Annotated in this window: 21 protein-coding genes; 17 read left to right on the forward strand and 4 right to left on the reverse strand. The window is 52.2% G+C overall.

The annotated features are described in order from the left end of the window. Window positions 1-158: 158 nt before the first annotated feature. A complete protein-coding gene (locus EV294_RS01175; protein WP_132303203.1) occupies window positions 159-4,052 on the forward strand; it encodes a hypothetical protein in 3,894 nt (1,297 codons plus the stop codon). 326 nt (window positions 4,053-4,378) lie between these two features. Here EV294_RS01175 and EV294_RS01180 read toward each other — a convergent pair whose 3' ends face one another. From EV294_RS01180 to EV294_RS01190, 3 genes are all read right to left on the reverse strand, one after another. After that, a complete protein-coding gene (locus EV294_RS01180) occupies window positions 4,379-5,059 on the reverse strand; it encodes an SDR family NAD(P)-dependent oxidoreductase (RefSeq protein WP_132303204.1) in 681 nt (226 codons plus the stop codon). A gap of 199 nt (window positions 5,060-5,258) precedes the next feature. Beyond that, window positions 5,259-5,627 carry a cupredoxin domain-containing protein gene (locus EV294_RS01185; RefSeq protein ID WP_132303205.1) on the reverse strand — a complete coding sequence of 123 codons (369 nt, stop codon included), beginning with the start codon at window positions 5,625-5,627 and terminating at the stop codon, window positions 5,259-5,261. 165 nt (window positions 5,628-5,792) lie between these two features. After that, window positions 5,793-6,161, reverse strand: coding sequence for a phage holin family protein (locus EV294_RS01190; RefSeq protein WP_132303206.1), 369 nt, complete (start codon window positions 6,159-6,161; stop codon window positions 5,793-5,795). 153 nt (window positions 6,162-6,314) lie between these two features. Between EV294_RS01190 and EV294_RS01195 the strand changes: the two genes are divergently transcribed. From EV294_RS01195 to cysK, 5 genes are all read left to right on the forward strand, one after another. Further along, the gene (locus EV294_RS01195; RefSeq protein ID WP_132303207.1) at window positions 6,315-8,684 is read left to right on the forward strand and encodes an endonuclease MutS2; all 2,370 of its coding nucleotides are present in this window, start codon (window positions 6,315-6,317) and stop codon (window positions 8,682-8,684) included. Window positions 8,685-8,735: 51 nt separating this feature from the next. Continuing rightward, entirely contained in the window at window positions 8,736-9,158 is a 423-nt protein-coding gene (locus tag EV294_RS01200) for a DUF350 domain-containing protein (RefSeq protein WP_132303208.1), read from the forward strand. Window positions 9,159-9,284: 126 nt separating this feature from the next. Further along, on the forward strand, window positions 9,285-9,800 hold the full coding sequence (locus EV294_RS01205) for a hypothetical protein (RefSeq protein WP_132303209.1): 516 nt from the start codon (window positions 9,285-9,287) through the stop codon (window positions 9,798-9,800). A gap of 72 nt (window positions 9,801-9,872) precedes the next feature. Next, the gene (locus EV294_RS01210; RefSeq protein ID WP_132303210.1) at window positions 9,873-11,162 is read left to right on the forward strand and encodes an MFS transporter; all 1,290 of its coding nucleotides are present in this window, start codon (window positions 9,873-9,875) and stop codon (window positions 11,160-11,162) included. Window positions 11,163-11,249: 87 nt separating this feature from the next. Further along, complete coding sequence (gene cysK / locus EV294_RS01215) at window positions 11,250-12,167, forward strand: cysteine synthase A (protein WP_132303211.1); 918 nt, start codon at window positions 11,250-11,252, stop codon at window positions 12,165-12,167. A 119-nt stretch (window positions 12,168-12,286) separates the two neighbouring features. Here the strand turns inward: cysK and EV294_RS01220 are convergent, their stop codons facing one another. After that, window positions 12,287-13,351 carry a CotH kinase family protein gene (locus EV294_RS01220; RefSeq protein ID WP_132303212.1) on the reverse strand — a complete coding sequence of 355 codons (1,065 nt, stop codon included), beginning with the start codon at window positions 13,349-13,351 and terminating at the stop codon, window positions 12,287-12,289. A 503-nt stretch (window positions 13,352-13,854) separates the two neighbouring features. Between EV294_RS01220 and EV294_RS01225 the strand changes: the two genes are divergently transcribed. From EV294_RS01225 to EV294_RS01275, 11 genes are all read left to right on the forward strand, one after another. Beyond that, entirely contained in the window at window positions 13,855-14,445 is a 591-nt protein-coding gene (locus EV294_RS01225) for a hypothetical protein (protein WP_132303213.1), read from the forward strand. An 80-nt stretch (window positions 14,446-14,525) separates the two neighbouring features. Next, complete coding sequence (locus EV294_RS01230; RefSeq protein WP_132303214.1) at window positions 14,526-15,191, forward strand: adaptor complexes medium subunit family protein; 666 nt, start codon at window positions 14,526-14,528, stop codon at window positions 15,189-15,191. A gap of 116 nt (window positions 15,192-15,307) precedes the next feature. Then, complete coding sequence (locus EV294_RS01235; RefSeq protein ID WP_165930545.1) at window positions 15,308-16,432, forward strand: GerAB/ArcD/ProY family transporter; 1,125 nt, start codon at window positions 15,308-15,310, stop codon at window positions 16,430-16,432. After that, window positions 16,422-17,918, forward strand: coding sequence for a spore germination protein (locus tag EV294_RS01240; protein WP_132303216.1), 1,497 nt, complete (start codon window positions 16,422-16,424; stop codon window positions 17,916-17,918). The genes EV294_RS01235 and EV294_RS01240 overlap by 11 nt, the downstream gene beginning before the upstream one ends. A gap of 35 nt (window positions 17,919-17,953) precedes the next feature. Further along, complete coding sequence (locus EV294_RS01245; protein WP_165930546.1) at window positions 17,954-19,087, forward strand: Ger(x)C family spore germination protein; 1,134 nt, start codon at window positions 17,954-17,956, stop codon at window positions 19,085-19,087. A gap of 65 nt (window positions 19,088-19,152) precedes the next feature. Further along, entirely contained in the window at window positions 19,153-19,380 is a 228-nt protein-coding gene (locus EV294_RS01250) for a hypothetical protein (RefSeq protein WP_207918077.1), read from the forward strand. 21 nt (window positions 19,381-19,401) lie between these two features. Next, window positions 19,402-19,782, forward strand: a complete 381-nt coding sequence (locus EV294_RS01255) for a spore coat protein (protein ID WP_132303218.1) — start codon at window positions 19,402-19,404, stop codon at window positions 19,780-19,782. Window positions 19,783-19,876: 94 nt separating this feature from the next. Next, entirely contained in the window at window positions 19,877-20,368 is a 492-nt protein-coding gene (locus EV294_RS01260; RefSeq protein ID WP_015843024.1) for an Lrp/AsnC family transcriptional regulator, read from the forward strand. A 13-nt stretch (window positions 20,369-20,381) separates the two neighbouring features. Next, window positions 20,382-21,590: an aminotransferase class I/II-fold pyridoxal phosphate-dependent enzyme gene (locus EV294_RS01265; RefSeq protein WP_132303219.1), complete on the forward strand. Its 1,209-nt coding sequence runs from the start codon at window positions 20,382-20,384 to the stop codon at window positions 21,588-21,590. 92 nt (window positions 21,591-21,682) lie between these two features. Further along, a complete protein-coding gene (locus tag EV294_RS01270) occupies window positions 21,683-22,264 on the forward strand; it encodes a cob(I)yrinic acid a,c-diamide adenosyltransferase (RefSeq protein ID WP_132303220.1) in 582 nt (193 codons plus the stop codon). Next, window positions 22,261-23,211 (forward strand): RluA family pseudouridine synthase, encoded by a 951-nt coding sequence (locus EV294_RS01275; protein WP_132303221.1) that lies wholly within the window; start codon window positions 22,261-22,263, stop codon window positions 23,209-23,211. The genes EV294_RS01270 and EV294_RS01275 overlap by 4 nt, the downstream gene beginning before the upstream one ends. Window positions 23,212-23,256 lie beyond the last annotated feature (45 nt).

Genomic DNA, 23,256 nt, shown 5'->3' on the forward strand with positions numbered 1-23,256 from the left:
TTTTTTTGTGCTTTTTGCGCAAAAAAAGGCATGAAAGATGAGTTTTTTCACAGATTTGCAACTTTCGCAATCGTTTTTTGTTACATAGATGAAGACAAATGTTAGGATCTGCGTATGACTTTTAAAACGCGAGACGTTGAATAGGAGGATAACCCAGTATGGATGCTGACCAAACCGTAGTAACAGTTGATATATACGGACATCAATATAAGCTTAAGGGTCATAACAACGTTGATTATATAAAGCGTGTAGCCGGCACGATCGATGACGCTATGAAAAAGCTGGCGATCGGCAATCCTCGTCTCGATATGCCCAAGCTTGCCGTTTTGGCCGCGGTTCAGATGACTGAGGAAGTTTTCCGGCTGCGTCGAGAAAACGATACTCTGCACGACGCCGAGGCCAAGCGTCTTGTGCTGGTAGATTTGCTGGAGCAGGCAAGCCGGCTGGAGGTTTCGCTGCGAGAGGAGCTTGCGGCTGTTCAGCAGAGGTCCAAGACGGAGCTGGAGGAGCTTAGGGGAGAGTACGAAACCGAGATAGCCGCCGCGAAAGCGGCTGCCGCGGAGGAGCTGGCTGCGAGACTGGAAGAAGCGGCAGAGCTTCTGGCGTTAGCGCAAGCGGAAGCGACGGAGGAGATCGAGCGCGTCCAGGCGTTAGCCGCAGAGCAGCTGGAGCAGGAGCTTGAGCTTGCGCAGGCAAAAGCGGAGGCGGAGCTGGATCGCGAGCGGGCGAGGGCGGCGGAAGCGTTAGCCGCGCAGCAGGCGGCAGCGGAGCGGGAGCTCGAGCGGGAGCGCGCGCGGGCAGCGGAAGCGGCTGAGGAGCTGGCGCTGGCCGAAGCGTTGGCCGCGGAGGAGCTGGATCGCGAGCGGGCGAAGGCAGCGGAAGCGCTGGCGGAGCAGCAAGCGGCAGCGGCGCAGGAGCTGGAGCGCGAGCGGGCGCGGGCAGCGGAAGCGCTAACCGCGCAGCAAGCGGCGGCGGCGCAGGAGCTGGAGCGGGAGCGCGCGCGGGCAGCGGAAGCGGCTGAGGAGCTGGCGCTGGCCGAAGCGCTGGCCGCGGAGGAGCTGGAGCGCGAGCGTGCGAAGGCTGCGGAAGCGCTGGCGGAGCAGCTTGAGCGGGAACGTGCGACAGCAGAAGCAAGGTTGGCGGAGCAGCAAGCGCAGGCGAATGAAGAGCTGGAACGCGAGCGCGTAACGGCAGCGGAACTGTTGGCCGCGCAGCAGGCGCAGGCGGCACGCGAGCTGGAGCAAGAGCGGGCGAAAGCGGCTAAGGCTGCGGATGAGCTGGCGCATACGCAAGCTTTATTAGCGGAAGAATTGGAACGCGAACGCGCCGGAGCAGCGGAAATGCTGGCCGCTCTGCAAGCGCAAGCGGCACAGGAGCTGGAGCAAGAACGGGCGAAAGCTTCGGAAGCATTGGCCGAGCAAGTAGAGCGTGAGCGTGCGAGAGCTGCACAAGCACTAGCGGAGCAGCAGGCGAAGGCTGCTGAAGAGCTGGAGCGAGAGCGGATCAGAGCGGTAGAAGCGGCTGAAGAATTAGCCTTGGCGCAAGCCCTTGCGGCAGAAGAACTCGAACGCGAGCGCGCAAGGGCAGCGGAAGCTTTGGCCGCTTTGCGGATGCAAGCGGAGCAGGAGCTTGAACAAGAACGAGCGAAGGTTACGGAAACCGCGGACGAGCTGGCCTTGGCGCAAGCCCTTGCGGCAGAAGAGCTCGAACGCGAACGCGCAAGGGCAGCGGAAGCTTTGGCCGCTTTGCGAATGCAAGCGGAGCAGGAGCTTGAGCAAGAGCGTGCCAGAGCTGCCGAAGCTGCGGACGAGTTGACGCTGGCGCAAGCACTAGCAGAAGAAGAAGTCGAACGCGAGCGCGCAAGGGCAGCGGAAGCTTTGGCCGCATTGCAGTCGCAAGCCGCACAGGAACTGGAGCGGGAGCGTTTGCAAGCCGCGGAAGCATTAGCCGCGCAAGTAGAACGCGAACGTGTCAAAGCTTCGCAAGCCATAGCCGAGCAGAAAGCCGCAGCAGAGGAGGAGCTTGCCTTAGTGCAAGCCATGGCCGCTGAGGAACTTAAGCTAGAGCGCGCAAAAGCCGCAGAGCTGGCTGAGCAGCTGGAGCGTGAACGCGCGAAAGCGGCTGAAGCTGCAGAGGAGCTGAAGCTTAACCAAACGCTTGCTGCGGAAGAGCTGGAGCTTGAACGCATGAAAGCAGCGGAAGCTTTGTCCGCGAAGTTGGAGGAAGAGCGCGCAATAGCCGCGCTAGCCCTCGCGGAACAGCAAGCGGCAGCGGCACGGGAACTGGAGCGCGAGCGGGTAAAAGTTGCGGAAGCCGTAGACGAGCTTGCATTAGCCCAAGTCATTGCTACGGAAGAGTTGGAGCAGGAACGCAAGAAAACGCTCGAGCTTATACAATCGAAGGAGCAGCAGTGGCAGGAGCAGCTTGCTCAGCTTGAGCAATCGCTGAAGGCCGATTTTGAACGCCGCCGCAATGGATGGATTGAGGAGCGTACAAGGCTTCTTACGAAATTGTCCGAGCTGGAGCAGGCTTGGAATCAGGATAAGCAACTGCATGAGCTTCGTCTCCAGGCTGCGGACGAGCATTTGATGCAGGCGATGGAGCAGGAAGAAGCGCTGCGTGCTTCCATCCAGGCGATGGAGCAGCAATCAAACGAGCTTGAGCGGCAATATGCCGAGGTTAAGGAACAGCTCGAGGAAGCTTCTCAGCAGTATGCGCAATCGCTTGAGAAAATAGGGCGATTAGAGCAGCAGGCCTCCAAGCAGCTGGAATTGCAAACGGCTGTTGAAGTGCTTGCAGCCGAACAAACGGAGAAGCTGCAGCAATTGCAGGAGCAATTTGATCTCCTTCAGGATGAGATGGAGAAGCAGCAGCGACGATTCGAAACGGAACGTTCTGTTCTTGAGCAGCTTCATGCGGACCGATACAGCGAAGCGGAACGCCGTCTGGAAGAACAAGCGCGTCAGTTGACGGAAGCATCCGCTATTTTTGAAGAGAAGGAGCTTGAGCTGGAGCTTCAATATGAAGAGGACAAGCACAAGCTGGAACGTAAATACCAAGAGCAGCAGGAGCAGCTTGAGCTGCGTTTTGCCGAGCAGCAATTCGAATTGAAGGAACGTTATGAGCAGCAATATGCTGATCTAAGACAGCAGCTGGACGCAGTTCAGTTGACGAATCAGGAACTGGAAGAGCGGCTGAAGTCGCACAATGCCGCTATGGCCGCGAAGCAGGAGCAGCAAATTGCCGAGTTGGAGCGGCAGCATCAAGAGCAGCTTCGTTCCCTCGAACGGCAGTTCACCGATCAGAACGAATTGCTTGAACTTCAGTACATGGAGCAAATCGAGCAGCTTGAGCGCCAGCAGCAGGAGCTTAAAGCGGATTGGGATGAACGGGAGCAGGAGCATAGCCGCACACTCGATCAGCAGCGCCAGCAGTACGAGCATCGCTACGAGGAGCGTCTTTCGGAAGCGGAGGAACGGTACTCCGGGCTTCTGGCGAAGCAGGAAGAACAACAGCAGCTCCTGCGCTCCCGCATTGAGGAGCTGGAATCTTCCTTGGAAGAGACGAAGCTTCGTAGTCTTGAAAAAGAAGAAAAGCTCTCGGAGTCAACAAAACGCGAGAATGAGCTTATGGAGCAGTTGGAATATACCGCTGCGCGCGAACGGATCACGGTACAGCAGATCGAAGCTGCCGGACTGCAAATTCAGAAGCTTAACGAACAGCTTCAAGCCGAGCAGCAGCTTGCGCGGCAAGCGAAGCAGGAGGCTGAACGTTTGACAGAATCGGAACGCAATCGGGAAGCAGCAGAGAAATCGCTTCTCGAACAGCTCGAAGCGGCGCGCAAAGAAGCTGCAGCAGCTGCGGATTTGAGGATATTGCTGGATGAGCAGGCGCAATCACTGGCGGCTGAGCATCAGGATGCTTCCGGTGAAACGGAAGCCCTTCGCGAGGAGCTTCGCGTACTTGGCGTGAAGCATGAGAAGCTGGAGATCGAATACCGCAAGCTTCAAACGGAGTACAATGAATGGATAGAATTAATCGAACATAGCTGAACCGATACAGAAAAGAGCCATCTGCTCTCATGAGCAGGTGGCTCTTTTGCGTAAATTGATATACTGGTTCGGCAAGGGAGTCGGACGTTTGCAGCTAGCTTAACGATGCGCCGCATCGTTAAGGATGTTATGTGTGCTCGCAACGAGCCGCGTTCGGACGTTTATAGGTAGCTTAACGATGCGCCGAGTTACCGGGCGGATGAGGCGTAGAGTAGGTGCGAACACCAAATAACACGGAAATACGGTGTAACAAAGCCAGAGATTCGCGCCTCTGCACAAAAAAGCCGTTCCAATGCAATAGCACTGGAACGGCTTCCTCCGTTTCGTTACCCGTAGCTGACTATAGTTCCGGTTGGCCCGCCTACCGGAAGGCTGGCCAAGCGGATGAGGTCCGGGGTGACGACTGCCGGGTCCTTGCCGGTGGCGTGCATTTCGGTACGCAGGGTACCGGGGTTGTATAGGTTAACCAGGATGCCGTGCTCATGCTCTTCGTCGGCGAGCGTGCGGGTCAGCGATTCAAGGCCGGCTTTCGCTGCGCTATAGGCGGCATAACCGCCTGCTCCGTTCCAGGACAAGCCGGAGGTTATATTAATAATGCGGCCGTATTTGCTTTTGCGCATGGTTGGCAGAACGGCCTTTGTAAGCAGAAACGGTCCCGTCAAATTGGTGGCCACTTGCGCATGCCAATTCTCAGAGGTTAGTTCCAGCACGGAACCGGGCTCGAATACGGCCGCATTATTTAATAACACATGTATGGAACCCCATTTGTCGATGACCTGCTGGACTGCGGATTGAATTTGGCTTTCCTGCGTAATGTCGGTAGGGATGATCAGCGCTTCGCGGCCCGTAGTCTGTTTGATCAGCTCGGCTGTCTCCTGCAGCTTGCTTTCACGGCGGCCTAACAAAGCAATCTCGGCTCCTTCCTTCGCGAACGACAGGGAAGTTGCCCTTCCGAGTCCCGAACCTGCACCGCTTACGATGGCAATCCGTCCGTTTAATAAGCTCATGGATCATACCCCTCCTCAAAAGAATAATTTATGAATCATCTTATCAGACCGGAAGGCGGTAGGGGAAGAGTTCATAGCATCAGTCTTTCTTACCCTTTTGTAAAGGAATCATTATAATTCATATGTAGGGTGGCAAGAAGGCATGTCGCGGGAAATAAAAAAGACCTCTTCATAAAAAGAGGTCTCCGCAGCATATGGCTTAGGCAGCTTCAACAATAAGCTTGGCTGACATTTTCGAATGTCCTCCGCCGCAAGGAATGTTGCATTTGATTTCGTATTCGCCGGCATCGAGCGTAATGGTTTTTGCTTTATTCTGAGTCAGCTTCACGTTTGTCTTCTCAATCTCCACGCCGTGAACGCCATCGATGAGCTCAAGCTTAATGGTCTGACCTTTTTTGATACGGTATTCCGGCTGATCGAATTCCCAGCTGCTTGCTTTAATCACAACGTCGGCAACCGTAGAACTTGCTGCCTCCGATCCGGAGTTATTGCTCTTGCTGTTCGAGCCGCAGGCGGCAACGACGAACACAAGGCATAGCACAGATGCAAATATGAGCCACTTCTTCATCTTTATACCCCTTTCATAGCCAAAAACATAGAAATTCAATTCTTTTCCTATTGTAGCTTATCCATATCCAATTTGCAGTGACAGTCCCGTGACAAATGAAAAAGCCCCCGCCTATCGTTTCCGACAGGACAAGGGCTTAAGGCAAAAATCTTTGCATTTTTACTGTTAGTCACGGTTGCGGTAATCGCTTCTGCCTGCCTCGTACGGGGTGCTGACCGGAATGAACAGGTCGATAATCCCGATAACGAGAGCCGCTAAGATTGCGCCAAGCCAAGTGACGGATACGCCGCCGACGATAAACTGCGCAATCCAAATGACTGCCGCGCTGGCTAGAAAGCCAACAATACCGCGTCCAAACGGGGTAACTTTTTTGCCAAAAATACCTTCAATGATCCAACCAAGCGCCGCAATGACAAGCGCCAGCAGAAGTGCACTCCAGAACCCGCCGACGCTAAATTGAGGAACGATCCAGCCGACTACCATCAGAACGATGGCTGCAACGATAAAACGGACAACATGACCAAGAAAACTCATATCATTAGCCTCCTTATGTTAGGTTAGCCTAAGTATGGTGCGTTTCCTCCCTTATTATGACCATTAATCGGGGAAACATGTATGAATCAAGCGGTGATGTCGTGCATCCTAAACACCGATCAGCTATAATATAAGGGCGAGAGGAGTGTTCACTTGGACAGCAAAATTTTATCCACTTTGGAATTCCATAAAATTACGAATAAATTGGTGCATCATGCCGCCACATCGCTCGGAAAAAACGTGTCCGGGCAGCTTGCTCCCGTCTCCGATCTGGAAGACGTCAAGCTTATGCTGCAGACGACCGACGAAGCGTACAAAGCCGACAGGCTGAAAGGTAATGCGCCGTTTGGGGGCGTTGTCGATATTAGCGCTTCCCTGCATCGCGCGCGAATCGGCGGGACTCTGAATCCCGCGGAGCTGCTGGACATCGCGGCAACGGCCAGGGGCGCACGCCGGGTGAAGAAGCATATCGACAATCTTCATGAGGATGACCCGATTCCCCTTCTGTTCGGGCTGACTGAGCAGTTATCGGAGCATAAGCCGCTGGAGGATGCCATTTTTGATTGCATCGACGATAACGCGGAGGTTATGGACAGCGCAAGTCCCGAGCTGGCGTCCATTCGCCGCGAGCTGCGGAGCGGCGAGTCTCGAATCCGGGAGAAGCTGGAGCAGATGATCCGTTCGTCTTCGGTGCAGAAGATGCTGCAGGATTCCATCATTACGCTGCGCAACGACCGTTATGTCATTCCGGTCAAGCAGGAGTACCGTTCGCATTTTGGCGGGATTGTCCACGACCAGTCCGGTTCCGGCGCTACCCTTTTTATTGAGCCGGAAGCCATCGTATCGATGAACAACAAGCTGCGCGAAACCAAAGCCGCGGAGCTTCGCGAAATCGAGAAAATCCTGCAAAAGCTGACGGCCCGCGCGGCGGAGCATGTGGAGGACCTGCTATATAACCAGGAGCTGTTGGGGAGGCTGGACTTCGCTTATGCCAAAGCTCGGCTTGCGCATGAAATGAAAGCCACGCTGCCGCGCATGAACGACAGGGGCTTTCTCAAAATCAAACGCGGCCGTCATCCGTTGATCGATCCGGAGAAGGTTGTGCCGCTTGATGTGGAGCTGGGCAACCAATTTACGGCTATTATCGTTACCGGTCCGAATACGGGCGGTAAAACGGTATCCCTTAAGACTGTAGGACTGCTCAGCCTGATGGCGATGTCCGGTTTGTTTGTTCCGGCTGAAGAAGGCAGCCAGCTTTGCGTGTTTGACTCCATTTATGCCGACATCGGCGATGAACAGAGCATTGAGCAAAGCCTTAGTACCTTCTCCAGCCATATGACGAATATTATCCGGATTTTAAAGTCAATGACGTCGAAGAGCCTTGTGCTGCTCGATGAGCTCGGCGCGGGAACGGACCCGGCCGAAGGCTCGGCGCTTGCGATCGCCATTCTGGAGCATATCCACAAGCTCGACAGCCGGATTATCGCGACTACGCATTATAGCGAGCTGAAAGCTTACGCTTATAATCGCAAAGGCGTCATTAACGCGAGCATGGAGTTTGACGTTGCAACGCTTAGCCCGACTTACCGGCTGCTCGTTGGCGTTCCCGGCCGAAGCAATGCGTTTGCCATTGCCGAACGGCTTGGTCTCTCCCAAGCGATAATTGATCATGCCCGCGGCGAGGTCAGCGAAGAGGATCAACGCGTGGAGAATATGATTGCTTCCCTTGAGGAAGACCGTTTAAGCGCGGAATCGGAGCGCAATACGGCAGAGATGATGCGCCGCGAGATGGAAGCGCAGCGCAAACGCCATGAAGCCGAGCTGGAGCGCTTCGAAGAGCAGCGCGACAAAATGCTGCAGAAGGCTCAGGAGGAAGCGCATGAGGCGGTTGCCAAAGCCAGACGCGAAGCCGATCAGATCATTGCGGACCTGCGCAGGCTTGCTCTGGAGGAAGGTGCCTCCGTAAAGGAGCATAAGCTTATAGAAGCGAAGCGCAGGCTGGAGGAAGCGGCACCGGAGCTTGCCACGAAGAAGAAGCGTCCGGCAGGCGGCGGAGCGAAGAAGCCGGCGAAGATTGGAGCCGGCGATGAGGTTATGGTCTATAGCCTCAATCAGAAAGGCATCGTTGTAGAGATAGGCGCATCGGATGCTACCGTCCAACTCGGCATTATGAAGATGAAGGTTGCTCTTGATGACCTGGAGTTGATCAAGCCCGTGGCTCAGCTTAACAAGCAGCAGCCAAAGCAGACGGCAAGCCTGAAGCGCTCCAAGGAAGACAGCCTCCGGATGGAGCTTGATCTACGCGGAGCGAATCTGGAGGAAGCTATCATTGAAGTCGATCGTTTCCTCGACGAATCGTATTTGGGCGGCCTTGGTCAGGTCTATATCATCCATGGCATGGGTACCGGCGTATTGCGTGCGGGAATCCAGCAATATTTGCGCAAGCATAGTCTTGTGAAGACGTATCGTCTCGGAAAATACGGCGAAGGCGGCGCAGGCGTAACCGTGGCGGAGCTGAAATAGCTTCGCCGTTAAGCTTGCGGCACGGCAAGCAAGCCTTTGGGAGTGATAAGGATGGGTAATGAAGTCGATCGTTTGCTCAGCAATTCGTATGCGGCATCTCTCGTTTATGTATCGCTGGTTGTGCTGTCGCTTATCGTTTTTTTGTCCGTGTTTGAGCTTGTAACCCGTTATAATTGCTGGAAAGAAATCAAGAACGGCAATTTGGCGGTAGCTATGGCGACAAGCGGGAAAATTTTCGGGATTTGCAATATTTTCAGGTTTTCCATTGAAGCGAACATATCCGTTTACGAAAGTCTGATCTGGGGGATCTTTGGCTTTATCATATTGCTTGCCGCCTACTTCTTGTTTGAGTTTCTTACGCCGGTGTTCAAGATCGACGACGAAATCGCAAAGGACAACCGGGCGGTGGGGTTTATTGCCATGATTATTTCCATATCGCTGTCCTATGTAATTGGAGCAACGGTTATATTGTAGGTTTAAAGTCTTTTAGGAGGACATCAATGAAATATTTGTGGGGAATTTTGCTCGCAATCGCCATAATATTTTTCGGTCTAGGCGTTATCTATATTATGAACAATTAAGCTTGTGGAGGGTTTTGAAATGGAAGAACAAACAATTTGCCCATGGTGCGATACCGAGATCGTGTGGGATGAGGAAATTGGGCCGGAGAAGCATTGTCCGCATTGCGAGAATGAACTGAGCGGCTACCGCACGATGCAGATCGGAATCGACCGCGATGAAGACGAGCAGGACGACAACTGGGACGGGGAGCAAGGAAAGCAACAGCAGCCGCAGGATGATGCCTATGACGATGATTCCAACGAAGGCTTCCGTCAAATGAATGTTTCCTGGCTTGCCGCGGAAGCAACCATCCGTCAAATTACGGACGGCCAGGATGAAGCGCCAGAGTGTCCTTCCTGCCGTGAATATATGCTGGAAGCGGGGAAACAGACGGTATCTCTTCTGCCAACGGTACATGCCGTAACCGGTAAACCGATTATCCAATCCCCGTTTGAAACGGTAACCTATATCTGTCCGTCCTGCTTCCAGACTTCGACGGTACTGGGCGAGAGTTCCCGGAAACAGATGCTGGAGCTGCTTGCTCCAAAAGAGTAATTACTGGAAAAACGGCATGCAGCCTGTTCAATTGGGAATCCTAACGGAACATCACTGTTAGGAGGAATCGGATTGAAGCAGAGTCATCATGGCGTTAAGACCGGCGGGCGTATGCCTGGCAGATCAGTCGGCCGCGAAGTCCAGGGTTCTCGCCAAGGCAGAGCGCTGGATTCGCAGGCCATCTTGCTGCTGACGGTACAAGGTCTGTTTGGCGTAGCAAGCGCGCTGTCCGGAACGTTTATCCCGGTCTATCTCTGGAAAGCAAGCCAGTCCTTTATGCTAATCGGCTGGTACACGCTTGGGCAATACATAACAAGCGGCATCACCTTTTGGCTGGCAGGCAAATGGGTAAAGGAACATCATAAAATGTACAGCCTCCGTCTTGGCATCGTGCTGTCGGGGGCGTTTTATTTTATGGTATTGATGCTGGGCCAGCAGGCAAAAACGTACGGCATACCTCTTGGCATGCTGAGCGGCATGGCAATGGGCTTTTATTGGATGGCATACAATGTCGTTTATTTCGAAATCACCGAGCCGGATAACCGCGACCGGTTTAATGGAACGGCAGGCATATTAGGCGCATTATCGGGGATTATTGCCCCGTGGGTGTCGGGTTTCCTGATTACGACGCTGCATGGCGAGCGCGGTTACAAGCTTATTTTTACGATATCCCTCGTCATCTTTGGGCTTGCTGTTGTAGGCAGCTTCTGGCTGAAGAACCGCGGCGTTATAGGAGAAAAGTACAAATGGTTCCTTGGCATTGAAGAGCTGAAGCAGAAGGGAAACCCATGGCGGAGGATGTTTGGCGCCATTGTCACTCAAGGCGTTCGGGAGGGTGTCTTTATGTTCCTGATCGGACTTGTCATCTATATCGCAACGAAAAACGAAGGGAAGCTGGGGAATTTCTCGCTGATTACTTCCCTTGTTGCTCTAATCAGCTTCTGGTTTGTCGGCAAGCGCCTTAAACCGGGCAACCGCAGAATCGCGATGCTGGCAGGTACGATTATGATTGGTCTGATCATTCTTCCGTTGTTCTACAAAGTCAGCTACAGCACCTTGCTTATCTTTGGCATAGGCACATCCTTGTTTATACCGTTGTACATTATCCCGATGACATCCCGTGTGTTCGATCTGATCGGTCACTCGGAGGAAAGCGCCGTTAACCGCGAGGAGCTCATTGTTCTCCGCGAGGCGGGCCTTATTATTGGGCGTGTCATCGGTCTTGCCGCCTATCTGATTGTCGTTTCCCAGACGCAGACGCCGGCGGCAATCGTTACCCTTATGTTTTGTGTTGGCATCGTTCCAATCGCCGGATGGTTCTTTATCCGGCCATTCCTAACGGCCAACAATAAATTTCGTTGAGTGCTTTTTAAAATAACTGCTAAGCCGTTTTTGCGTAGCATTACGCCACGGTTGCCGGTTTTTTAACTACCACGAAAAGGAGAATTTATGCCACGAATAGTATCTACCGTCATCGACCTCATCGGCGAAACGCCCGTCATCAAGCTTAACCGGCTTATTGAACCGGGAAGCGCGGATGTGTGCGTTAAGCTGGAGCGGTTCAACCCGAGCGGAAGCGTGAAGGACCGCGCCGCGTCGGCGCTTATCGAAGCCGCCGAGCAGCAAGGTTTAATCTCCCCGGGCAGTACCATTATCGAGCCGACCAGCGGCAACACCGGTATTGGCCTGGCGATGAATGCGGCTGCCAAAGGCTACAAGCTTATCCTGATCATGCCGGACAATATGTCCGCGGAACGAATCAAGCTGCTGCAGGCATACGGGGCAGAAGTTGTTCTGACACCCGCGGCGGAAAGAATGCCCGGAGCCATCCGCAAGGCGCTGGCGCTGCAAGCGGAAATACCGGGCAGTTTCATCCCGAACCAGTTCGAGAATCATGCCAACCCGGACATCCACCGGACAACAACCGCCGTAGAGATCCTGCAGCAAATGGGCGGCAAGCTGGATGCCTTTGTTGCCACGGCCGGAACGGGCGGGACCATTACCGGCACCGGCGAGACGCTTAAGGCTGCATTGCCTCATATACATATTGCCGTTGTTGAACCTGCCGGTTCGCCTGTTCTGTCGGGAGGCCAGCCCGGTCCTCATAAGCTGGTTGGCACAAGTCCCGGTTTTGTCCCCGCGATCCTGAACACGGAAGTTTATGACGAGATTATTCAGGTAGCGGATGAAGATGCGCTTCAGACGATGAGAGACCTTGCGCGGCTGGAAGGTCTGCTGCTGGGACCTTCCTCCGGCGCTTCCGTTTGGGCGGCCATGCAGGTTGCCAAGACGCTTGGAGCGGGCAAGCGTGTTTTATGCATAGCACCGGATACCGGCGAGCGGTATTTAAGCATGAACGTGTTTTAGAGGATTGGACGGAAAAGAATCCAACCGGCTTGAAAGGAATGCTGAATGTCCGCAAGCTGCATCTAGGCTTATAAATAAAGTCCATGATGAACTCCGCTTTAAAAGAAAGCCCTTAAAGCTTATTTCCAAGCTTTAAGGGCTTCTTTTATAAGTCCGCGCCGTTCTCTTACGTAATCCAGAATAAAGGAGGGTTCATCGAGAAACGTGTCGTAGCTGCTTTTGCGGGTAAAATCATCCCGTATTGCCGGCGTGATCTCTTTGTATAAGCGGGTAATCATAGGATCGATGCGCTCTACGGTAAAGGCTGTTTTTAATAGCTTCTGCAGGATTGCGCGGTATCTTTGACGGCAGGAAGAGAACTTAAACAGCTTGCCGGTCAGACTATTGTACCCCTGCAGCCGTACAAGATCGCTTCCGCAAGGCTTCCCGTAACAGTTTCTCCCCCAGGTTCCTTCGTAATCCCACGGAATAATCCGGTATTTGCTTGTTTTCTTATGCTCGTAAAGGGCATAGTTCTGATCAAAGCCGTCATAATTGCCGGTCAGAACCGCTCCGGCCAGCCACAATAAATATTGATTGATATCCAGCCGTTTGGCCGCATAAACGCTCAGCCGTTTGCTGGAGAGAGTATTGATATTGCGGATGAAACGGACAAGCCGGTATTTTGTGTTTGTTTGTCCCTTCACGATTTCATAACCGTCAAACAAGGAGTCTTTTTTGGCATTCGTATTCTGATCAACAAGACTGAAATCCGCGCTGTCATTAACGGCGTAAATCAGGGAGGTATAGCCTATACCTCTTTTTCTAAAGAACCGACGATCCACCGCTTCAATCTCCAAGTAGACCCCTTGCGGATAGCCGTTAATCTCGACGGAAATATGCTGGGTTTCCGGGGACGGTACTCCGATGAGATTAAAAAACTGAAAGGATAAGGCGTTGCGGATCATGGAAGGATCGTCGAATTCCGCATTCCAGTGGAGCGTTTTGCCCCCGTCCAGCCTGATTTCAAACGATTTCTTCGTATAATTGCGCGTATGGCCTCCCCGAATGCCGCATGTCGCCGAATATTGTTCGCCGTCTATTTCAATATGGATCGGTTTAAACGATTTGCTCCAAGGATTATTCTTCAGATCCCACAAATCATCCTCGTCAATTTCGATTTTACGTATAGGCAGCTGTGCCACGGGCTTCACCCCTTAAGACCGAAGTCAAAGCCTATCGTGGCCGATAGGCTCCTGTGCTTATTTACGGTATTCGGGAATGGGGGCGAATGACACCCGTAAGCGATGAAAATGTTTATTTCTCCATTTTGTCCGCATAAATGGTTACTAATCTAGTACCTCTCCTATACGGGTTACATATAAATATATTACAAACCGTCACCAATGGTAGATGACTAGATAGCGAATTACCAGCAAGTTCAGCCTATTAGTGGTAGAAGGTCAATTGGATGGCACGGTTGTAAATCTATTAAGCGAGAGTCATCGGAGGGATTTATTACATGTACGGATGCAATTGGCAGCAAGGCAACACTAGCAACGGTAACCACCACAACAGCCACAGAAGCAACAGAAGCCACAGAAGCCACAGAAGCAACAGCAGCAATGGCGGTACAAACACGGGCAACACCCAACTTAGAAACCTGGTAGGCGAATTTGTAAGAATTAATCGTGGCGGTCCGGAATCTATGGAGGGCAAACTGCTCGCAGTAAAAAACGATTACCTGGTTCTTTCGACAAGAGAAGGGGTCGTATACGTTGACCTAGACCATGTAAAAAGCGTAACGGGATTTGCTAAAGGCAAAAGCGGCGGAACTTCCAACGATTATATCAACGCCAACAGCTTCAGAGGGATCATTAACGCTTTGACGAAAGAATTCGTGCAAATCAACTGGGGCGGCCCGGAAAAGGTAGAAGGCTTCCTCGCTGAAGTCCAAGGAAACACGGCACTTGTTGTAGCGAATAACCAAGTCGTTTATATCCTGGTTGACCACATCAAAACCATCAAAAAACTCGGCGGTAAATCCGGCGGCAACAAATCGGGTAACAAAGGCGGCAACCAAGGCGGCAACCAAGGCGGCAACCAAGGCGGCAATAAATCCGGCGGCAACCAAGGCGGCAACAAATCCGGCGGCAACAAAAACAACAAATCCGGAGCTCAAGGCGGCAAATCCGGCGGTAACAAAACGGGCAACCGTGCCGGCGCTCAAGCTCAAGGACAATCGACAGGCAACAAATCGAAAAAATCCGGTGGCAGCAACCGCTCGAAAAAAGGCTAATCGATAGATGAGATGCCGGGCATGTACTTTAGTGTCCGGCATCCTTAATAGATGAAGCTTTTGAAAAGGAGGTCGAGCAGTTGAAGAACCAGCACCCTTTCCTCGATTCACAGGTTGAGCTTGTCATTTCCGGAAGAGCGGGCATCCGCGGCAAGCTGATTGATTTTGGCCCCGATATTCTCGTGCTTTATAACGGGACCCAGTTTTACTATGTTCCGCTTATCCATTTGCAGCAAATGAGAGTTGTATACGATGAAGATCAGAGCTACAGCAGTACGCCGGAGCTTCCTTTCGAATCGTATAATGACTCCATCTCTTTCCGCAAAATATTATTGAATTCCAAAGGCATGTTTTCGGAAATCTATATCACCGGCAATCAATCGGTACATGGCTATGTAACGGCGGTAATGAACGATTTCTTTGTTTTTTACTCTCCGATCTACCATTCCGTCATGATCTCCATGCGGCATCTGAAATATCTGGTACCCTACAATGCCAATGTTACCCCTTACTCCTTGTCTTCCGAACAATTTCCGCTCAAGCCAACGCCATTAACCCTTGCCCGGACCTTTGATCAGCAGCTGCGCAAACATATCGGACAATTCGTCGTTCTCGATCTGGGAGAGAACCCCAGAAAAACAGGTGTCCTCAAAAATGTTGATTTGAGCCTGCTTGAGCTTGCGGACGCAAGCGGATCATCGGTGTTTATCCATTTTGATCACGTCAAAACGATTCACCTTCCATAAACAGGAAAGGCCTTTTGGTTGCGTCCAGCATATCAAGGGGCTTTTTTGTGCGGATACGGGAAATGCATCAGTTTTCTTCTTAAGGGGAAAGCTGGAAGCGAAGGTGGTGAATGTCTGTGCACCCTAACGCAAAGCCTATCGGTTTATGGCCAATTGTAATGATGACGCTGCTTAGCGTTGGTCTTGTCAATCACGTCATCGTAGTTCCCCTGCTGCTTGCCGAAGCGAAAAGGGATGCCTGGCTGAGCATTCCGGTTGCGCTTATTATCGCGCTTCCCATTGCAGCCTTTCCTTTGCAGCGCGTGATGTTCAAGATGAACAGAGTGCGTTTTGACGAATGGCTCAAGCAGCGTATCCCGACTTTTTTTGTATGGCTGATTCTCGCAATTATTAACTTGGCCTTGCTGTTCGTTGCTTTCGGATCATTGGTAGACGTAGTGTCCTGGACGTCCAATACCTATCTGCCGTTGACCCCCCAATTTGTGGTCCTGTTTGTGTTCTGTTTTATCTGCATGTTTGCGGCCATGAACGGGCTGCGCACGATTGCGTACGTATCCTGTATTTTGCTTCCTATCGTTGTTGTGCTGGGAGACTTTGTGATGACGGCTAACATGCCTGCCAAGGACTACCGGTTTTTGCTTCCAATGTTCGAAATGGGAATGTACCCGATACTCAAAGGGGCGGTCTTTTCCATCAGCGCTTTTATGGAGCTGTCTTTTCTGCTGCTTATCCAGCATGAAATGAAGAGGAGCTTTAAGAAATGGCATTTGTTGCTGCTGACGCTCATGATAATGCTCTTGACCCTGGGACCAACCGTGGGGGCTATTACCCTGTTTGGACCTAACGAGGCGAGTTTGATGCGTTACCCCGCTTATTCGCAATGGCGTCTAGTGAAGATCGGCAAGTATTTCGAGCATGTCGATTTCTTCGCGGTCTTTCAATGGCTTTCGGGCGCTCTTATTCGAATATCGCTGTCGCTCTATTTGATCCAGCTCTACGGGCCTTTCAGAAAAATAAAACGGAAATGGATCAGCATGCTGATCACCGTTCTGATTTTGGCGGCCGCAAGCCTTTTCGTTCTGATGCACATGAAATGGTATATGATCCTGATGCATGCGTACTTCCAATCAGCATGGGTCCTGTTTGGCACCGTTCTTCTGCTGCTATGGATTCTCTCGTTTATGAAACCAAAGAAATCGGAACAGCCGAAAGCACAAGGAGGTTACCGTAATGAGCCGTGAATCGGAAACGCATAATCGCGGCCTCGACCGTCTGGACAGGATTTACGAGGAGCTCGACGGCTCGGGCGATATTGTCATCCAGACGATTGATGCGGGCAAAGAGCTTAAGCGGGAATTCCGCATTATGATGTGCGGCGGCATGGTGGACATGCAGACGGTGTTTATCGCTTTAATGCCGCAGCTGGACAAGCTGGCCGAGACGCTGAATGAGGAATTCGGGCAGACGGAGCGGGCTGAGAATGGGCGCGAGCCCGTCGTTATGGAGAAGAACCATCCGTACAAAGAAGGCTACTCGTTTGGCGCACGTTTGTCACTGGACAATGAAAGGGAAGTCTCTTACTTCTACTCAAGCCTCTATTCCGGCAGTGTTATAGCCGTCGACGAAGCCACGCGATCGGTATATTCCTTTGACGTTGCAAGCATTCCGGGACGCCAGCCTGAGGAATCGACGATGGAGCTTTCGGTTAAAGGTCCTCGGGACGGATTTGTGGAGGGGATTTCCACGAATATCGCGCTTGTCCGCAGAAGGCTCCGGACACCGGATTTGCACGTTGAATATATGAAGATCGGGACAGAGTCGCAGACGGAAATCTCGATCATGTACATGAAGAGCAAAGCGGAGCCTTCTTTGGTCAATGAAGCCAGAAACAGGCTGCAAGCGATTGATATCGAAGCCTTGTACAGCTCTTCCGAGCTGGAAGAGCTCGTGTCGGACAGGCCTAAGAGCCTGTTCCCGTTAGTGGATTACATCGGCCGTCCTGACTACGTGGTTCAAGCGTTGATGCAGGGAAGAGTATGCCTTTTTGTGGATGGCAATCCCTCTGTCATCATTATTCCGGGCAATTTGACGCTTCTGATCAAATCGCCGGAGGATGCTCATCTGCCCTTTTATTACGTATCCCTTGAACGGCTGCTCCGGATTGGCGGGTTTATTCTTGCCATCTGCCTGCCAGGCTTTTGGGTCGCCTTGTCGGCATACAACACCGATCAAATTCCGTTTACGCTGCTTGCAACAGTAACCAACTCCCGAATCGGACTTCCGATATCCACCACCATGGAAATGTTCCTCATGATGACGATGTTCGAACTGTTCCGGGAGGCGGGTGTCAGGCTGCCTCGCCCCGTCGGCCAGACGGTATCCGTTGTAGGCGGACTTATTATTGGCGACGCCGCAATCCGGGCGGGCCTGACCTCGCCAACGATGCTGGTGGCGGCGGCGGTTACGGCAGTTTCTACCTTCACTCTGGTGAACCAGACCTTAGGCGGGACGGTGAGCATTTTACGGTATTTCGTGTTAATTCTCTCTTCGATATTCGGCATATTCGGCTTTTTCGTGAGCGTGTTTATTATTCTGATCTACATGTGCTCCCTGGAGACGTTTAACCAGAACTACATGCAGCCTATTGCTCCGATTAAATGGAGGGAACTCATATCGGGATTGCTGCAGAAGTCATGGAAGTCCAGAGCTAAAGGTGATAAACCATGAAGGTTCATTCGAATCTCCGAAGGTTTTTGAAAACGATGAAAGCGGTGTTGGCGCTAAGTGTTATGCTGGTAACCGGGGGCTGTTGGGATGAGGTCAATCTGCAGGATGTCAGCTACATTTCGGCTATTGGCGTAGATTACGTGGACAATCATTTTATTGTATACGCTCAAATGATATCGTTTGGCGTAATCGCGAAGCAGGACACTGCTCCGCCGCCTGGGAGCCCGATTTGGATAGGGAAGCACGAGGGGAATACCAATCTTGCCGCCATCTTTAACCTGATGGATTCCTCTCAATATAAGCTTTCATTAAATCACTTGAAGACGGTCGTCATTCACGAGCGTGCTTTCAATGAAATCAAGCAGATTATCGACAGCCTTAACCGCTTGAGCTCAACCCGGTTTAACTCATTTGTATTTGGGACCAAGACGGACATTAACGAATTGTTTACGATGGATATGCTGTTCAACAAAACGCCGCTTACGACGCCGCTTTACGCGCCGCATATCGAGAATAACCAGAACAGCTATATCGAGCCCATGACGCTGCAGACATTGATTCGCGGAGCTCTGGAGCCTGCCATGGCGGTGAAACTGCCCGCCCTTTCCACCCTGCCGGATGACTGGGAGAATAATAAAAAGAAGCTCAAATTTTTAACGATTGACGGAGTGTTTTTATTTAACAAGAAGAAACCGGCAGGCTATCTATCCCGTGAGAGAACGAAGGGGCTCATATGGACAAGCGAAGCGTTCAAGCGGTCGCTTATTCCCGTTAATGTAGACGGTAAGCGAGGTTCCGTAGTGATTGATGCCGCCAAATCGAATATTAAGGTTAATTGGGCGGACAAGGACCCCGAATTTACGCTTAAGGTTAATGTCTCCGGACATTTAATTGAAGCGTCAAGCGACTTTACGGACGAGGAGCTTAAGACGCGGGTGGAGCAGGCGGTACAAAGCCAGCTGGAGGATACCTATTTGAGGGGATTAGCATTAAATGCCGATATCTATGATTTGGAGCATCAGCTGTACCGGCACCACAATCGCGCATGGAAACGGCTGGTGAAAGAGAATTGGAAGCCAGGCCCGAAGGATCTGGCCATCGAGGTAAAATGCAAGATTACGAAGCAATCCGAGCTGCGCACCAAATCCGAGCTTGAGCTGCATACATAATCCATGGGTTATGCGCCCATAATATGTATGCTATCCCAAACCTGGCATGAAGGAGACGAAACCATATGATGCAAGCTTTAACCGCGAAGGAACTTGAATATATCGCGGATTCATTGTCCAATGAAGATTTGTTGATGAAGCAAAATGCTCTGCTGGCCTCTCTCGCGATGAACCCGCAGTTAAGACAAGCCGGAATGACTGAATTACAAACGCATCAACAGCATTATCAAACCTTGATGCAAGCCCTTCAGCAGCATCAGCACCTGGCTCCAACGCAACCGCAGCAGAACTAAAAACCCGGGAGGAGAAAAAACATGTATCAACAGCATCATTTGCCCGATGAGGATTTAGCTTATACGGTATTGTCCGATCTGAAGCGTGTCGTTCGTGAGTATTCGACGGCTGCTACGGAATCGAGTTGCCCTGAGGTTCGCCAAATGTTTACGCAGCTGATGAACAGCACGCTTAAATTGCAGGGAAACCTGTTCCAAACGATGCAATCGGCCAATATGTATAACACGGCATCGCCTGCTCTTCGTCAAGAAATTGATAAACAAGTGAAAGAATATCAGCAAACGCAGCAAAAAACGACGCAATATTTACAGCAACGACTAGGCGGCGCGCAACCGTCGTTCCAGCAATTCGGTCAATTCCAACAGCAGCAGCACCAGCCGCATCAGCCTTATTTTATGTAAAGACCCTTCGGGGTCTTTCGTTTTTTTTCTTTGCAGGAACCTATAATTCGTTGTAAAATATTTTAATAACCGCAGTTTTGGAAGGAGTTTGACGATGAACGAACTACAGCTGAAAGTGCTGGAGCTGCTCAAGGAAGACGCGCGACGCGACGCCGACCTGATCGCCGCCATGCTGAATGAGCCGGTGGAGAGCGTAAAGCAGGCAATCGCCTACATGGAAGAGGAACATATCATCGTTAAATATGCGACGGTTGTGAATTGGAGCAAGGTCGATGACGAGAAGGTTACGGCATTGATCGAGGTTCAAATCACGCCTGAGCGCGGACGCGGCTTCGAAGGCATCGCCGAGCGCATCTACTTATATCCGGAAGTGAAATCGGTCTACCTGATGTCCGGGGCATACGACTTGCTTGTCGAGATTGAAGGTAAAAATCTGAAAGAGGTTGCCTCTTTCGTTTCAAATAAATTATCGCCTATCGACAAAGTGCTGTCGACAAAAACGAACTTTATTCTGAAAAAATACAAACAGGACGGAATTATCTTCGAGGAGCATGAGGGTGACCATCGATTGATGATTTCGCCATAAGAGGGTGATGGCTATGATTAAAGACGAGGTAACATCGAATCATCGCCAATCGATGGCTGATTATTTGTCGCCGCTTGCTCGGAGCATCAAACCGTCAGGCATCCGGCGCTTTTTTGATTTGGTCAGTACCCGTAAGGACGTAATTACGCTTGGCGTAGGCGAACCGGATTTCGTAACGCCTTGGCATGTGCGCGACGCGGCTGTGTACGCGCTCGAGAAAGGCAAGACGCAATATACATCCAATGCGGGCATGCCGGAGCTGCGCGAGGCGATCGGTCAATATTTGAACGATTCCTTTGCCGTTTCCTATAATCCGGCTAACGAGGTTCTGGTAACGGTCGGCGGCAGCGAGGCGATCGACCTTGCCCTGCGGGCTTTGATCAGCCCCGGCGATGAGATTCTTATACCGGAGCCATGCTATATTTCCTACTCGCCGATTACGACGCTCAGCGGCGGGAAAGCCGTTGGCATCGAGACCTTTGCGAAGGATAATTTCAAGCTGAAGGCAGAGTCGCTGCGAGCGGCGATTACGCCAAAGTCCAAGGTTCTTATTCTATGTTATCCTAGCAATCCGACCGGCGGCATTATGACTTACGAGGACTGGCTGCCAATCGCCAAGGTGGTTGAAGAGAACGATCTGATCGTTATTTCCGACGAAATCTACGCGGAGCTTACTTACGGCTCCAAGCACGTGAGCTTCGCCGCTATCCCGGGCATGAAGGACCGGACGCTGCTTGTGAGCGGCTTCTCCAAAGCGTTTGCCATGACCGGCTGGCGGATGGGTTACGCATGCGGCCATCAGGATCTGATTGGCGCGATGCTGAAGATTCATCAATACACCGTTATGTGCGCGCCGATTATGGCCCAATACGCGGCGCTTGAGGCGTTGACTCCTCATGGCCTGGAAGAGAAGGACCGGATGATGGAATCCTACAACCAGCGCAGACGTCTTGTTGTGAAGGGCTTCCGGCAAATCGGACTGGAGTGCCACGAGCCGGAAGGAGCGTTTTACGCTTTCCCTTCCATTACGTCAACGGGTCTAACCTCCGAGCATTTCGCGCAGCGGCTGCTGGAGGAAGGGAATGTCGCTGCCGTTCCTGGCGACGTATTCGGCCTGGGAGGCGAAGGGCATCTGCGCTGCTCCTATGCGACATCGGTAGCCCAGCTTACGGAAGCGCTTGACCGGATCGGACAATTTGTTCATAAGCTGAAGCAGGGCTAACAGGAGTAGAAGATAAACAGGCAGGGCGCGCCCTTGCCTGTTTTTTTGTGGTATAGTGAAGGGAACAATTCCCTTAAGGAAGGGCTGATTTTGTGAAAATTTATACGCGTACGGGAGACAAGGGCCAGACCTCGCTTATTGGCGGACGAGTACGGAAAGACGATATCCGCGTTGAGGCTTACGGCACGATCGATGAGCTGAATTCCTTTGTCGGTCAGGCCGCAGCCGAGGCTGCGAAGCATGAGGAACTGGAGGATATGGCCGCGCTCCTCGTGGATATTATGCAGGAGCTGTTTGACTGCGGTTCGGATCTGGCCTATGCAAGTCCCGGAGCTCCGCTTAAAGTAACGGAAGAGGCGGCGGTTAGGCTTGAGGCAATGATCGATCAATATACCGAAGAGGCGCCTGAGATAACAAGGTTTATTTTGCCGGGAGGAAGCTCCGTGTCGGCTTTGCTGCATGTATGCCGGACCGTGTGCCGACGGGCGGAGCGCCGCGTCGTTACGCTTGCCGCGGAGCATCCTGCCAATCCGGCTAATCCGGAAGTGCAGAAATATTTGAATAGGCTGTCGGACTTTTTCTTTGCGGCAGCGAGAGCGGCCAACGCAAAGCTTGGCGTGCCAGACACCGAATATGTACGGAGTGCGGAAGTGTTCCGCAAGAAATCGAAATGACAATGCAAGATATAGCAGGGTATTACAAAGCGCTGGCCGTTGAGGTCGGCGCTGATCTGGCAGGAAAAGACGTCAGGACGGTGCTGGAACGGAAGCTGGGCGTATCGCGCTCGCTTCTGTCCCGGCTAAAGCTGACCGAATACGGCATCACCGTTAATGGAGCAAGGGCGTACACCACGGCGAAGGTCACCGAAGGAGATTGGGTTGCCATCCGGATGGAGGAAGAGATTTCGGAGGATATTTTGCCGCAGGATCTGCCTTTATCCATTGTATTCGAAGACGATTATCTGCTTGTCGTGAACAAACCCGCGGGTATCATCGTTCATCCCACGAAGGGGCATTACACCAATACGCTAGCGAATGGGATTGTGCATCATTGGCAAGTTAAGGGCGAACGCGTACGGTTCCGTCCGGTTCACCGGCTTGATGAGGATACGTCGGGACTGGTCGTCATCGCCAAAAATCCGTACATTCACCAGCAGCTATCGGAACAGCTGCAGGCCGGAACGATTGTGAAGATCTATTGCGCCTTCGTCTATGGCTTGCCATCCCCGGCGGACGGAACGGTTGATGCGCCAATTGACCGGGACCCCGAGGATCCGCATGTCCGAATCGTAACGCCTGAAGGGTATCCGTCTATCACGCATTACAAGACGGCGGCCGTGTTTGGCGAGGGTCTAGCATCCAGAGTCCGATTAAAGCTGGAGACCGGGCGAACCCATCAGATCCGCGTCCATATGAAGCATATCGGCTGCCCGCTGATCGGCGACGGCATGTACGGATTGCGGGCGGGAAAGGTCGACGAGTGGGAGACGATAGCCGGACGTCAGGCGCTTCATGCGGAGACGCTTGGGTTGACGCATCCGATGACAAAGGAATGGATCGAATGGACGGCGGCGCTGCCGCCTGATCTTGTGCAGCTGGAGCTGGCGTTAAGAGAGTGCTGAGGGCAAGCTTGAACAAGCTCACGGCGGACTGCAACGGAATAAGAG

Source organism: Paenibacillus sp. BK033 (assembly GCF_004345425.1).
Classification (GTDB): Bacteria; Bacillota; Bacilli; order Paenibacillales; family Paenibacillaceae; genus Pristimantibacillus.